Origin of the sequence: Rehaibacterium terrae (assembly GCF_014202935.1) — a bacterium.
In the GTDB taxonomy this organism is placed as follows: Bacteria; Pseudomonadota; Gammaproteobacteria; order Xanthomonadales; family Xanthomonadaceae; genus Rehaibacterium; species Rehaibacterium terrae.
In genome coordinates, this window is sequence record NZ_JACHHX010000014.1 from 45,992 (window position 1) to 59,142 (window position 13,151).

Below are 13,151 nucleotides of genomic sequence, written 5' to 3' on the forward strand. Positions count from 1 at the left end.
TTACTTGGCGTAACGCTTGCGGAAGCGGTCGACGCGGCCGCTGGTGTCGACGATCTTCTGCTTGCCCGTGTAGAACGGGTGCGACTGGGACGAGATTTCCACCTTGATCAGGGGATACTCGTTGCCGTCCTCCCACTTGATCGTCTCCTTGCTGGTCAGCGTGGAGCGGGTGAGGAACGCGAAGTCGCAGGACACGTCCTGGAACACGACTTCCTGATACTTCGGGTGAATATCGGCCTTCATGGGGAAAGTCCGCTGGGAGTCTCGGGGAAAAGACGGCTATGTTAACTTCCGCTCAGCCAGGAATGCAAGTCAGACCCAGAGGCCGCATGCACATGATCTCCCGTCTTCCGCTCCTGCTGCTGGCCCTGTGTCTGCCGGTCGTGCCGGCGCTGGCGGCCGGCCCGTCCGGCATCCCTGCCCCGCTCGCTGGTGACATCGCACGCCTGGAGAGCCGGCTGGGCGAATCCCGGCTCGACGACGCCAGCCGCAGCAGCGTGGAGGCGCAGCTCGCCCAGGCGCGCGCCGACGATCGTGCCGCCGACGAAGCCCTGGCCGCGAGCGCCGCCCTGCAGGCGGAGGCCAGCCAGGCCGGCGACGAGCTGCCGCGACTGGAGGCGGCCCTGCGCCGTCCACTGCGTACCGTGCTGCGGGAATGGGAGGAACGCCTGCCGCCGCGCGAATCCCTCGACGCGCTGACCCGGCGGATCGAGGAAACCCGCAGCCGCCTGGGCAGCCAGCGCGAATCGCTGAATGCGGCCAATGCCGCCCTCGACGCCCTGACCACCACCTCGCTCGCCCTGGCGGGCGAGCTTGCCGACCAGCGCCGCCTGGTCGAGGAGCGGCGCGATGCGGCCGACGCCGCCCGCGCCCTGGCACGCAGCAGCGACAGCCCAGTCGCCCAGGCACGGGCGCTGGCGGCGGAGGCCGCCCTGCGCCTGGCGCTCGCCACCCTGCACCGGCTCGAAACCGAGCAGGAGACACTGCCCGCCCGGCAGCGCCTGTGGGAGGCCCGCCGGCGCGCTCGCGAGCGCGAGCTCAACCTGGCCGAACAGCAACTGGCCGTACTGCAGACGCGACTGGAAGAGCGCCGCGCCAGCCTCGCCGAGGCGCTGCGGCTGCGGCTGGAAGCCGAACGGCAGGAGTTCGCCGGCAGCTCGCCCGAGGCCGAGACGCTGGCGCGGGAGAACCAGGCCCTGGGCGAGCAGCTGCTGGCGCTGGAAAACGAACTGTTCGCCCAGCGCCGCGCCGCCGCCGCTTCGGCACGCGAGCTGCTGCAGGCCGAGGAGTCGCTGCGCAACACCCGCGCCCGCCTCGCCCTGGGCGGCAGCGACGAAGCCCTCGGCCTGCTGCTGCTCGGCGAGCGCCGGCGCCTGGCGGATCCGGCGCGCCTGCAGCGCCAGCTCGACACGGTGCGCCGCCGTTACGCCGCTGCCCGGCTCAGCCTGATCGACCTGGCCGAGCGCAGCAGCGAGCTGGACAACCTCGCCGAAGCGGTCGACCGCCGTCTCGCCGGTCACGAGGACGATGTGGCCGACGAGGATGTCATCGCGCAGCGACGCGAAGCCTACTACCGTCTGCTCGGCACCCGCGCCGAGCTGCTGCCGGAACTGGTCGACACCACCCGCCAGCTGGCCGCCGTGCTGGGCGAACTCGAACGCACCCTGCAGGCGCAACTGGAAACGACCCGCACGCTCTCGACCATGCTCGACCGCCGCCTGCTGTGGGTACGCAGCCATGCGCCGGTCGACCCGGCCTGGCTGAGCCGCGTGCCGGCCGGCTGGGCCGACCTGTTCAAGCCCTCCCGCTATCTCACCGCCCTGCGGCTGGGCGGCCGCGCCGCCCTGGAGCGCTGGCCGCAGACGCTCGTCCTGCTGTCCGCGCTGGCTCTCGGCCTGTGGCTGCGGCGTCGCCTGCCGGACGAGCTGGAGCGCTGCGCCCGCCCGCTGCGCAGCGTGCGCCAGGACGCCTACCGCCACACGCTGCGGGCCTTGCTGCTTACCCTGCTGGCAGCGACCCCGCTCGCCGTGCTGCTGGCCGGTGCCGGCTGGCTGTTCAGCGTCGCCGGCGAAGCCGGGCGCTTCAGCCATTCGCTGGGCCGCGCGCTGCTGCTGGCCGCCCCGACCGCCTACCTGTACTCGCTGCTCGGCCTGATGCTGCGCGAGCGCGGCCTGCTGCCCACGCACCTGCGCTGGTCCGCCGGCACCCTCGCCGCCCTGGCCTGGCTGCGGCCCTGGCTGCTGTGGGCATTGCTGCCGCTGCACCTGTTGGTGAATCTGGCCTTCCTGCGCAACGTCGATCCGGCCCTGGAAACCGCCGGGCGCATGATGCTCGCCGGCCTCGCCCTGATCTACGCCTGGCTGGCCTGGCGGCTGCTCGCTCCCGACGGCCTGTGGCCGGGACGGCGCGGCGCGGACAGCCTGCTGCGGCGCGTCCTGCGCGGGCTGCTGCCGGCCGGCCTGGTGGCGCTGGCGCTGCTGGCCCTGGCCGGCTACCTGCTGACCGCCGGCGTGCTGCTGCGCAATCTCTGGCTCAGCTTCCTGCTCGTGCTCGCGGTGGCGCTGCTGCACGGACTGGTGTCACGCTGGCTGCTGCTGGGCGAACGCCGCCTGGCGCTGCGCCGCTACGAAGCCCGCCGGGAAGCGGAGAACGAGGCCGGTGAGGAACACCCCGCCGATACCGGCGAAGCGCTGCCGGAGGTGGAGCCGGAGGAGATCAATCTGCACAGCGTGAACACCCAGACCCGCCGCCTGCAGCGCGCCTTCACCCTCAGCCTGCTGGCGGCCGCCCTGGTCTGGGCGTGGATCGACACCCTGCCCGCCATCAGCCGGCTCGACGAGCTGGCGCTCTGGCACATCGCCGACGTCGACGCCGAAGGCCGTCCGGTGCGCCTGGCCGTGAGCCTGCAGGACCTGCTGTTCGGCGCGCTGGTACTGGCGCTGACCTTCGTCGCCGCACGCAACCTGCCCGGCCTGGTCGAGATCGGCCTGCTGTCGAAGATCCAGGTCGATGCGCCGACCCGCTATGCGATCACCAGCGTCAGCCGCTACCTGATCGTCATCGTCGGCCTGCTCACCGGCCTGTCCCTGTTCGGCGTGCGCTGGAGCCAGCTGCAGTGGATGGCCGCGGCGCTGACCGTGGGCCTGGGCTTCGGCCTGCAGGAGATCTTCGCCAACTTCGTCTCCGGCCTGATCCTGCTGTTCGAGCGGCCGTTCCGGGTCGGCGACATCATCACCATCGGCGACCTCACCGGCACCGTCACCCGCATCCGCACCCGCGCCACCACCCTGGTGGACTTCGACAACAAGGAGATCGTCGTCCCCAACAAGACCTTCATCACCGGCCAGCTGGTCAACTGGACGCTCAGCGACACCCGCACCCGCATCATCGTCAAGGTCGGCGTGGCCTACGGCAGCGACCCGGCACTGGTGCACCGGCTGCTGATGCAGGCCGCCGAAGAGCATCCGAAAGTGCTGGCCGAGCCGGCGCCGCGCAGCTGGTTCATGGCCTTCGGCGCCAGCGCGCTGGAGTTCGAGCTGCGGGTGTTCGTGAGCGAGATCGCCGACCGCCTGCGCACCCTCAACGACCTCAACAGCCGGATCGCCGAGCTGTTCGCCGAACACGGCATCGAGATCGCCTTCCCGCAGCTGGACATCCACGTCCGCGACCTGCCGCCGCGGGCGGACGAGGCGCCGGCGGGAGGCTGAATGTGTAGCGCGTGGAAAGCACGCACGGAGAAAGGCGGGAGACAGACAGAGGACACGGAAGGCCTATGAACCAAGAATTCTCCGTGTACTCCCCTTTTCTCCGCTCTGCTCCGTGCGTGTCGTTGCTGTTGCCGTTGTCCGGCCCTCAGCCCGCTCCCAACGCCCGCCGCACCTGCGCCTCGAAGCGGGACTGGTCGTAACGCAGCAGGATGCGGGCATTGGGCGGATGGCCGTGGCGGCGATCCCAGTCGACCACGGTGGCGCCACGGCTGAGCCGGCCTTCCAGCTCCACGTGCACGCGACGCTCCTCGCATTCGAGCGCCCCGGCCGGGTCCAGCGCCTGCGCCATCGCCAACGCATCGGCCGCCAGCCATTGCGTGCCACGGCGATCGGACGACCAGTCGCGGTTCTGACGCGAAATCGCGGCATAGAAGCGCGCCCGTCGGTCGCCCGCCGTCAGCCAGCGCCCGAACTCGGCTTGCGACAGACCATGCCGCAGCACCGCCTCCCAGTCGACCAGATCGAAGTGCGCGAAGCTCTCGAACACGATGTGCGCCGCCTCGGGATCGAAGCCGATGTTGAACTCGGCCGGAATGCTGGTGTTGCCGCGTCCGGTGACCGCGCCCCCCATCACCACCAGCCGGGCGATGCGCGAGGGCAGCGCCGGGTCGAGTCGCAGCGCCAGCGCGAGATTGGTCAGCGGCCCGAGCGTGACCAGCCGCAGCCGGCCGGCGTGCTCGTGGCTCAGACGGACGATCGCCAGCGCCGCATGCTCGGCCTCGGCACGGCGCGTGGCCGGCAGGTAGCCGGTGTCGCCGAAACCATCGCGGCCGTGCACATAGGCGGCATCGGCAGCGGCATGCACCAGCGGCACCGGGCAGCCGGCGAACACCGGCACCTCGACAGCGGCCACTTCGCACAACTTGAGCGCGTTGGCGACGGTGTGCGCCAGGCCGACGTTGCCGGCGGCGATGCTCAGCCCGACCACCTCGTGCGCCGGATCGGCGAAGGCCATCAGCAGCGCCAGCGCGTCGTCCACGCCGGGGTCGGTGTCGATCAGCAGGGGGATTTTCATTCCGGGAATCGGGAGTCGGGAGTCGGGAGTCGGGAGTCGGGAGTCGGGAGTCGGGAGTCGGGCAGAGCGTACTCCAGTCACCACACCGTCACGCGCCCGCGTACTCGGCGGCGTGGCCGACCCAGCGTTTCACCAGCGCCTCGGCCAGGGCCGGCGCCTCGGCCAGCAGCCGGTCGGCGCTGTCGCGCACTTGCGGCAGCAGGCCGGCGTCGCGCGACAGGTCGGCGACGCGGAACTGCGCCAGGCCGGTCTGGCGGGTGCCGAGCAGCTCGCCGGGGCCGCGAAGTTCCAGATCCTTTTCGGCGATGATGAAGCCGTCGGTGGTCCGGCGCATGGTTTCGATGCGCGCCCGCGCCATCGCCGACAGCGGTGGCTGGTAGAGCAGCACGCAGGTCGATGCGGCGGCGCCGCGGCCGACGCGGCCACGCAGCTGATGCAGCTGCGCCAGCCCCAGCCGCTCGGCGTTCTCGATCAGCATCAGCGAGGCATTGGGCACATCCACGCCGACCTCGATCACGGTGGTGGCGACCAGCAACTGGATCGCGCCGTCCTTGAAGGCACGCATGGCGTCCTGCTTCTCCCTTGCCTTCATCCGGCCGTGCACGAGACCGACACGCAGGCCGGGCAACTGCTGCGACAGCGACTCGTAGGTGCTCTGCGCGGCCTGCGCGGCGACCTCCTCGCTGTCCTCGATCAGGGTGCAGACCCAGTAGGCCTGCCGCCCTTCGGCGCAGGCGGCGCGGATGCGCTCGATCACCTCCGGCCGGCGCTCGGCGCTGACCGCCACGGTCTGCACCGGGGTACGGCCGGGCGGCAGCTCATCGATCACCGACACGTCGAGGTCGGCATAGGCGGTCATCGCCAGCGTGCGCGGTATCGGCGTGGCGGTCATCACCAGCTGGTGCGGCACGTGCGCGCCGCTGCGCCCCTTGTCGCGCAGGGCCAGGCGCTGGTGCACGCCGAAGCGGTGCTGCTCGTCGACGATGCACAAGGCCAGATCGTCGAAGGCCACCGCCTCCTGCATCAGGGCATGGGTGCCGACCACCACCTGCGCGGCGCCCGAGGCGATGTCGGCCAGCACCGCCTGCCGCGCCTTGCCGCCGACTTTGCCGGCCAGCCAGGCCACGCGCACGCCGAGCGGCTCCAGCCAGGCGCGGAAGTGGTTGAGGTGCTGTTCGGCCAGCAGCTCGGTCGGCGCCATCAAGGCGACCTGGCGACCGGCCTCGACCGCCAGCAGCGCGGCCAGGGCGGCGACCACGGTCTTGCCGCTGCCGACATCGCCCTGCACCAGCCGCAGCATCGGCTCGGCGCGCGCCAGGTCGGCGCGCACTTCGGCGAACACCCGCTGCTGCGCGCGGGTCAGTGCGAACGGCAGCGCTTCGCGCAGGCGCTTGGCCAGTGCGCCCTTCACACGGATCGGCTCGGCACCATGGCGCTGCAGCGCGACACGCTGACGACGCAGGCTGAGGTGGTGGGCCAGCAGCTCCTCCAGCGCCAGCCGCCGCTGCGCCGGATGCAGGCCGAGCGCGAGCTGCGCGAGATCGGCGCCCGGGGGCGGCCGATGCACCGCCAGCAGCGCCTCGCGCAAGGTCGGCAGGGACAATGCATCGCGCAGCGCGTCGGGCAGCAGCTCCAGCTCGGGCGCCGGCGGCAGTCGCTTGAGGGCTTCGTCGATCAGGCGCCGGATCAGCGCCGGGCCGACACCCTCGACCGCCGGGTAGACCGGATCGAGGCAATCGCGCAGTTCGCCATCGTCCTCGTCGGACAGCAGGCGATAACTGGGGTGCACCATTTCCAGCCCGTGGCTGCCGGGCCGCGCCTGGCCGTAGGCACGGATACGCCGGCCGGGCGCGAACTGCGCCGCCTGCGCGGAGCGAAAGTGGAAGAAGCGCAGCACCAGCGTCGCCCGCGAGTCGTCGCCGATCGCCACTCGCAGCGTCGGCCGGTAGCGGAAGCCGCGCTCGACGGCTTCCACCCGACCCTCGACCTGCGCGGTTTCGCCTGGCCTGAGTTCGCGGATCGGTGTGAGCCGGGTGCGGTCCTCGTAGCGCAACGGCAGATGCAGCCACAGATCCTGCAGCGTGCGCAGGCCGCGCGCGGCGAGCCGCTCGGCAACACGCGGGCCGGCGCCGGGCAACGTCGCCACCGGCGCCTCGCCAGCGGCGAGCGTGGTCTCGGGCCGGCCGCGGGCTGCGCGGTTCACGCCGCGATGCGTCCGTCAGTCGAGCACGGCAATGGCGTCCACTTCCACCTGCGCGCCCCTGGGCAGCGCGGCGACGCCGATGGTCGAGCGCGCCGGATATGGCTCACTGAAATACTCCGCCATCACCGCATTGACGGCGGCGAAGTTGCCCAGGTCGGTGAGGTAGATGCCGACGCGCACCACCTGCGACAGCGAGCCGCCGGCCGCCTCGCAGACCGCCTTGAGGTTGTCGAACACGCGCCGTGCCTGGGTGGCGATGTCGCCCTCGACCAGTGCCATCGTCGCCGGGTCGAGCGGAATCTGGCCAGAGAAGTAGAGCGTGTTGCCGCAGCGCACGGCCTGCGAATAGGGGCCGATGGCGGCGGGGGCGTGCTCGGTGCTGACGGGTTGGCGGGACATGGGGCGCTTCCGGACGGGCAGGCCTCGGATTCTATCGGCGCGCCCGCGGTTCGGAAATCGGCCGGCGACTGCGCCACCTCAACCGGAAACCGGAAACCGGAAAGGTGTACGGAATGCCGCTCCTGCTCTCCTGCTACCGGCTACCCGCGTTTGAGTCGGCCTCCCTACAGCCGCTGCACCCCATGCACCACGCCCAGCCGGCGCACCCGGCGGATCACGTCGGCCAGGTGCTTGCGATGACGCACCTCGATGGCGAAGTCGAGCACCGCCACGGTGAGGTCGCGCTCCCGGTACTCGACGCTGTCGATGTTGGAATTGGCCGCCGCGACCGCCGCCGCCACCTGCGCCAGCACGCCGGGCTTGTTGTCGACCTCGATGCGCAGGCCGGCGCGGTAGTCGCCCTCGACGTTGCGGTCCCAGTCGATCGGCACCCAGCGCTCGGGCGACTTGCGGTACTCGGGCACGTTGCGGCATTCCAGACGGTGCACCACCACGCCCTTGCCGGCGGTGAGATAGCCCATGATCTCGTCGCCTGGAATCGGATGGCAGCAGGCGGCGAACGTGAGCACGCCGCGCTCGGCGCCGGTGATCGAGATCTTCTCCCCGGCGGCCGGCATCGGTTCCGGCGACGGCAGCTCGCCCTGGACGCGGGTGAGCGCCTGCGCCACCTGTGCAGGCATGCGGTTGCCGAGCGCGATATCGGCGAGCAGATCTTCCAGCCGGCGGTAACGCTGCTCGGCGAGGTACTGCTCGATGTGCTCCGACGGCACCCGGTCGAGCGAGCTGTCGAGCGCCTCCAGCGCGCGGTCGAGCATGCGGTGACCGAGCTCGACCGCGTCTTCGTGCTCCAGCCGCTTGAGGTGGTGGCGGATCGCGGTGCGCGCCTTGCTGGACACCACGTAGTCCAGCCACTGCGGGCTCGGCGCGGCCGACGGCGCGGTGATCACCTCCACCGTCTGGCCGGACACGAGCTTGCTGCGCAGCGGCACCAGCTTGCGGTCCACGCGCGCGGCGACGGCATGGTTGCCGACATCGGTGTGCACCGCGTAGGCGAAGTCGAGTACGGTGGCGTTGCGCGGCAGGGCGAGGATGTCGCCCTGCGGGGTGAACAGGTAGACCTCGTCGGGGAACAGGTCGACCTTGACGTTCTCAAGGAATTCCAGCGAGGAGCCGGCCACCTGCTGGGATTCGAGCAGGTTGCGCACCCAGTCGTGGGCGCGGCTCTGCGCGCTGTTGCTGCCGGCTTCGCCGGACTTGTAGGCCCAGTGCGCGGCGATGCCGCGCTCGGCGATCAGATCCATCTCCTCGGTCCGGATCTGCACCTCGATCGGCGAACCGTAAGGCCCGAACAGCACCGTGTGCAGGCTCTGGTAGCCGTTGGCCTTGGGAATGGCGATGAAGTCGCGGAAACGCGCATCCAGCGGCTTGTACAGCGAATGCACCGCGCCGAGCGCGTGATAGCACTGCATCACGTTCTGCACCACGATGCGGAAGCCGAACACGTCCATCACCTGGTCGAGCGTCTTCTGCTCGGTGCGCATCTTGGTGTAGATGCTCCAAGGCGTCTTGACGCGCCCGACCAGCCGGTGCGGCAGACCTTCCTGTGCCAGTTTCTGCGCCAGTTGCGCCTCGATCTTGCTCATCGCCTCGCGGCGCACCACCGGCTGCGCCTGGATGCGCTTTTTCAGGACCGCATGGCGGCACGGATAGAGCGCGCGGAAACCGAGATCCTGCAGCTCGCTCTTGATCCGGTTCATGCCCAGCCGCTGGGCGATCGGGGCGTAGATCTCCAGCGTCTCGCGGGCGATGCGGCGGCGCGCCTCGTCGGCCATCGCGTCGAGCGTGCGCATGTTGTGCAACCGGTCGGCGAGCTTGATGAGGATCACGCGCAGGTCGCGCGCCATCGCCAGCAGCATCTTGCGGAAACTCTCCGCGGCGGCTTCCTGGCGGCTGCCGAAGCGCAGCTTGTCGAGCTTGGTGACGCCGTCGACCAGGTCGGCCACGGTTTCGCCGAACTCCGCGGCGATGGCGCTGCGCGGCAAGGGGGTGTCCTCCAGCGCGTCGTGGAGGATGGCGGCGCAGAGCGTTTCCCAGTCGAGTCTCAGGTCGGCGAGGATGCCGGCCACGGCCACCGGGTGGGTGATGTAGGGCTCGCCGGACTTGCGGGTCTGGCCGGCATGCGCCTCGGCGCCTAGCCGGTAGGCGCGGCGCACCTTGCCGATCTGCTCGGCGTCAAGGTAGTCGGCCAGCTTGCGCTCGAGCGCGACGACGTCCTGCGGCAGGACGTCGCTACAGCCACTGGGTGCGGACTCGGCGGAAGGCATGCAGGCAGCCTACGCGGGGCTGCCACAGCGGGCAACGGGCCCGGACGGGCGCTTACAGGTCGTCACCGCCCTTGTCGTCGTCGACCACCTCGGCGGCGGCCCACTCCATCGCCTCGCGCTCGGCGCGCTCGCGCTCGGCCTTCTCGACCGCGTCGATCAGGGCCTGATCGACCGTGCGGGCGGCGATCTCGCGCAGGGCAAGGACGGTCGGCTTGTCGTCGGCCTCGCTGTTGTCGAGGGTGGGCTCGGCCCCCTTGGACAGCTGCCGGGCGCGCTTGGACGCCATCAGGACCAGCTCGAAGCGGTTGTCCACCACTTGCAGGCAGTCTTCAACGGTGATGCGGGCCATGGGCTCTCCAGCCTGTAGATCGATCAGCGGAACCGCGCATTGTACGCGGGACACCCACGGCACTGCAAACCGGGCCGGCCACCCCCGCCGCCCGGCCTCACTCCCCGGCCAGCAGGGCCCGGATCAGCTCCGCATGACGCCCGGCCTGCGCCTCCCGACGCAGGCGCCGGGCAAGGAAGATGCAGCGCAGCTCGTCCACGGCCCGCTCGAAGTCTTCGTTGACCACCACGTAGTCGAACTCGTGGTAGTGGCTCATCTCCTCGCAGGCGGCGGCCAGCCGGCGGGCGATGACCTCCTCGCTGTCCTGCCCGCGGCTGCGCAAGCGTCGCTCCAGTTCGGCGCGGGAGGGCGGCAGGATGAAGATGCCGACCGCATCGGGCATCTGGGCGCGCACCTGGCGGGCGCCCTGCCAGTCGATCTCCAGCAGCACGTCCTCGCCGCGCGCCAGCACCGGCTCGACCGCCGCGCGCGAGGTGCCGTAGAAGTTGCCGTGCACCCGGGCGTACTCGAGGAACGCGCCGGCGGCGGCCTGCCGCTCGAACGCCTCCGGCGAGACGAAGTGGTAATGCTCGCCCTCGCTCTCGCCCGGCCGCGGCGGCCGGGTGGTGGTGGAGATCGACAGCCGGACGCCCGGCACGCGCGCCAGCAGGGCGTTGACCAGGCTGGACTTCCCGGCCCCGGACGGGGCGGCGACGATGAAGAGGGTTCCTGGCATCGGGCGAGGACCGGAATACGGGAGGCGGGAATCGTAGTGCATCGGGCTCGCCACCGCTCCTGCGGCTCCCGGCTCCCGGCTATTCGATGTTCTGCACCTGTTCGCGCAGCTGCTCGATCAGCACCTTCAGCTCCACCGAGGACTGGCTGGTGCGGGCATCGACCGACTTGGAGCCCAGCGTATTGGCCTCACGGTTGAACTCCTGCAGCAGGAAGTCCAGCCGCCGCCCCACTGCCTCGGGCAGACCGAGCACGCGCCGCGCCTCCTCGACATGGGTGGCGAGCCGGTCCAGCTCCTCGTCGACATCGAGCCGCTGCAGCTGCAGTACCAGCTCCTGCTCCAGCCGGCCCGGGTCGAGTGGCTGCTTCAACTCGGCCAGTCGCGCATCGAGCTTCTGGCGTAGGCCGGCGCGGATCTCCGGCAGCCAGCCGCGCACCTCGCCGACGATGGCGGCGATCCGCTCCAGCCGCTCCCGCATCAGCTCGCCCAGCTTGGCCCCCTCGCGCTCGCGCGCGGCGACGAAATCGGCCAGCGTCGTTTCCAGCAGCGCCAAGGCTTCGGCCTGCAGCGAGGCGGCGTCCAGCTCCTCCTCTTCCAGCACGCCGGGGAAACGCAACAGCTCGGTCAGATCCACGCGCAGCCCGGGAAAACGCGAGCCCAGGTCCAGCGACAGTTCCGAGAGTTGACCCACCAGCCGGTGGTTGACCCTCAGTTCGGCCCCACGACCGGTCGCGGGGCGGTAGCGCAGGGTCAGGTCGACCTTGCCGCGCGCCACCTTCTGGCCGACCCGCTCGCGCAGCGCCGGTTCGAGCGCGCGCAGCTCCTCGGGCAGGCGCACGCCGAGTTCGAGGAAGCGATGATTCACGGCGCGCAGCTCGCAACCCAGCACGCCCCAGGGGGTGCTGCGCTCGCCGGCGGCGAAGGCGGTCATGCTGCGGATCATGGCGGTGCCCGGGCGGAAGGAAGCCGAATGGTAAGCTTTCGGCCCGCATTTCAGGAACTTCGCGTATGTCCTTCGCCCGCCCGAGCGGTCGCGCACCCGATCAACTGCGCCCGGTCGAGATCGTCCGCCATTTCACGCGGCACGCCGAAGGCTCGGTGCTGGTGAGCTTCGGCGACACCCGCGTGCTGTGCACCGCCAGCGTCGACAACAAGGCGCCGGCCTTCCTGCGCGGCAAGGGCGAGGGCTGGGTGACCGCCGAGTACGGCATGCTGCCGCGCGCCACCCACAGCCGCAGCCAGCGCGAAGCGGCCAGCGGCAGGCAGGGCGGCCGCACGCTGGAGATCCAGCGCCTGATCGGCCGCAGCCTGCGCGCCTGCGTCGACCGCAAGGCGCTGGGCGAGCGCACCATCACCCTCGACTGCGACGTGCTGCAGGCCGACGGCGGCACCCGCACCGCTGCCATCACCGGCGCCTACGTGGCCCTGGTCGATGCCGTCCGCCGCCTGCAGGCCGATGGCGAGCTCGATCGCGACCCGATCCACGGTGCCGTCGCGGCGGTCTCGGTCGGCATCTACCGTGGCGTGCCGGTGCTGGACCTCGACTACGCCGAGGACGCCGGCTGCGACACCGACATGAACGTGGTGATGAACGACGGCGGCGGCTTCATCGAGCTGCAGGGCACCGCCGAGGGCCACGCGTTCCGCCGCGATGAGCTGGACGCCTTGCTGACGCTGGCCGGCCAGGGCGTGGCCGAGCTGATCGCACTGCAGCGCCGGGCGCTGGCCGGATGAAGCGGCTGGTGCTGGCCAGCGGCAACCCGGGCAAGCTCGCCGAACTGCGCGAGCTGCTCGCCGACAGCGGCCTCGACCTGCACGCGCAGAGCGAACTGGGCATCGCCGACCCGGAGGAAACCGGGCTGACCTTCGTCGAGAACGCGCTGATCAAGGCCCGCCATGCCGCGCAGGCCAGCGGCCTGCCGGCGCTGGCCGACGACTCCGGGCTGATCGTCGATGCGCTCGGCGGCGAGCCGGGCCTCAGAAGCGCCCGCTACGCCGGTGCGCAGGGCGATCATGCCGCCAACATCGCCAAGCTGCTGGCCGCGCTCGCGGGGGTGCCGGCCGCACAGCGCACGGCGCGCTTCCACTGCGTGATCGTGCTGCTGCGCCACCCCGAAGACCCGCAGCCGCTGATCGCCGAAGGCACCTGGGAAGGCCTGATCCTGGAGGCCCCGCGCGGCGACGGCGGCTTCGGCTACGACCCGGTCTTCCTCGATCCGGCCCAACAGCTCAGCGCCGCCGAGATGGATCCCGGACTCAAGCACCGCCTCAGCCACCGCGGCCAGGCCCTGGCCCGGCTGCTGGAGCGCCTGCGCGAAAATCCCATCCAGGAACAACGGCACTCACGGAGATAAGCGGAGAGAATCAGGAGGTCACGGA

11 protein-coding genes are annotated in these 13,151 nt (G+C 71.0%); 3 read left to right on the forward strand and 8 right to left on the reverse strand.

Annotated features, from left to right (window positions below; all coding sequences use genetic code 11):
* Complete coding sequence (locus HNQ58_RS09965) at positions 1 to 243, reverse strand: type B 50S ribosomal protein L31 (protein ID WP_183948772.1); 243 nt, start codon at positions 241 to 243, stop codon at positions 1 to 3.
* A 92-nt stretch (positions 244 to 335) separates the two neighbouring features.
* On the opposite strand from HNQ58_RS09965, the gene HNQ58_RS09970 reads away from it, so the two are divergent.
* The gene (locus HNQ58_RS09970) at positions 336 to 3,707 is read left to right on the forward strand and encodes a mechanosensitive ion channel domain-containing protein (protein ID WP_183948773.1); all 3,372 of its coding nucleotides are present in this window, start codon (positions 336 to 338) and stop codon (positions 3,705 to 3,707) included.
* A 145-nt stretch (positions 3,708 to 3,852) separates the two neighbouring features.
* Here HNQ58_RS09970 and HNQ58_RS09975 read toward each other — a convergent pair whose 3' ends face one another.
* The 7 genes from HNQ58_RS09975 to HNQ58_RS10005 all read right to left on the reverse strand — a co-directional run bounded on the left by HNQ58_RS09975 (position 3,853) and on the right by HNQ58_RS10005 (position 11,715).
* Positions 3,853 to 4,782 carry a nucleoside hydrolase gene (locus HNQ58_RS09975; protein ID WP_183948774.1) on the reverse strand — a complete coding sequence of 310 codons (930 nt, stop codon included), beginning with the start codon at positions 4,780 to 4,782 and terminating at the stop codon, positions 3,853 to 3,855.
* 88 nt (positions 4,783 to 4,870) lie between these two features.
* The gene (gene recG, locus HNQ58_RS09980; RefSeq protein ID WP_183948775.1) at positions 4,871 to 6,985 is read right to left on the reverse strand and encodes an ATP-dependent DNA helicase RecG; all 2,115 of its coding nucleotides are present in this window, start codon (positions 6,983 to 6,985) and stop codon (positions 4,871 to 4,873) included.
* A gap of 15 nt (positions 6,986 to 7,000) precedes the next feature.
* Positions 7,001 to 7,384 carry a RidA family protein gene (locus HNQ58_RS09985; protein ID WP_183948776.1) on the reverse strand — a complete coding sequence of 128 codons (384 nt, stop codon included), beginning with the start codon at positions 7,382 to 7,384 and terminating at the stop codon, positions 7,001 to 7,003.
* Between the two features lie 164 nt (positions 7,385 to 7,548).
* Complete coding sequence (locus tag HNQ58_RS09990; RefSeq protein ID WP_183948777.1) at positions 7,549 to 9,708, reverse strand: RelA/SpoT family protein; 2,160 nt, start codon at positions 9,706 to 9,708, stop codon at positions 7,549 to 7,551.
* Positions 9,709 to 9,760: 52 nt separating this feature from the next.
* Positions 9,761 to 10,057, reverse strand: coding sequence for a DNA-directed RNA polymerase subunit omega (gene rpoZ / locus HNQ58_RS09995; protein WP_183948778.1), 297 nt, complete (start codon positions 10,055 to 10,057; stop codon positions 9,761 to 9,763).
* 97 nt (positions 10,058 to 10,154) lie between these two features.
* Positions 10,155 to 10,772 (reverse strand): guanylate kinase, encoded by a 618-nt coding sequence (gene gmk, locus HNQ58_RS10000; RefSeq protein ID WP_183948779.1) that lies wholly within the window; start codon positions 10,770 to 10,772, stop codon positions 10,155 to 10,157.
* A gap of 79 nt (positions 10,773 to 10,851) precedes the next feature.
* Positions 10,852 to 11,715: a YicC/YloC family endoribonuclease gene (locus tag HNQ58_RS10005; RefSeq protein ID WP_183948780.1), complete on the reverse strand. Its 864-nt coding sequence runs from the start codon at positions 11,713 to 11,715 to the stop codon at positions 10,852 to 10,854.
* A gap of 65 nt (positions 11,716 to 11,780) precedes the next feature.
* Here HNQ58_RS10005 and rph point away from each other — a divergent pair, with 65 nt between their 5' ends.
* Together rph and rdgB are read left to right on the forward strand one after the other, a co-directional pair.
* Positions 11,781 to 12,506 (forward strand): ribonuclease PH, encoded by a 726-nt coding sequence (gene rph / locus HNQ58_RS10010; RefSeq protein WP_183948781.1) that lies wholly within the window; start codon positions 11,781 to 11,783, stop codon positions 12,504 to 12,506.
* Positions 12,503 to 13,126 (forward strand): RdgB/HAM1 family non-canonical purine NTP pyrophosphatase, encoded by a 624-nt coding sequence (gene rdgB, locus HNQ58_RS10015; protein WP_183948782.1) that lies wholly within the window; start codon positions 12,503 to 12,505, stop codon positions 13,124 to 13,126. The genes rph and rdgB overlap by 4 nt, the downstream gene beginning before the upstream one ends.
* Positions 13,127 to 13,151: the final 25 nt, after the last annotated feature.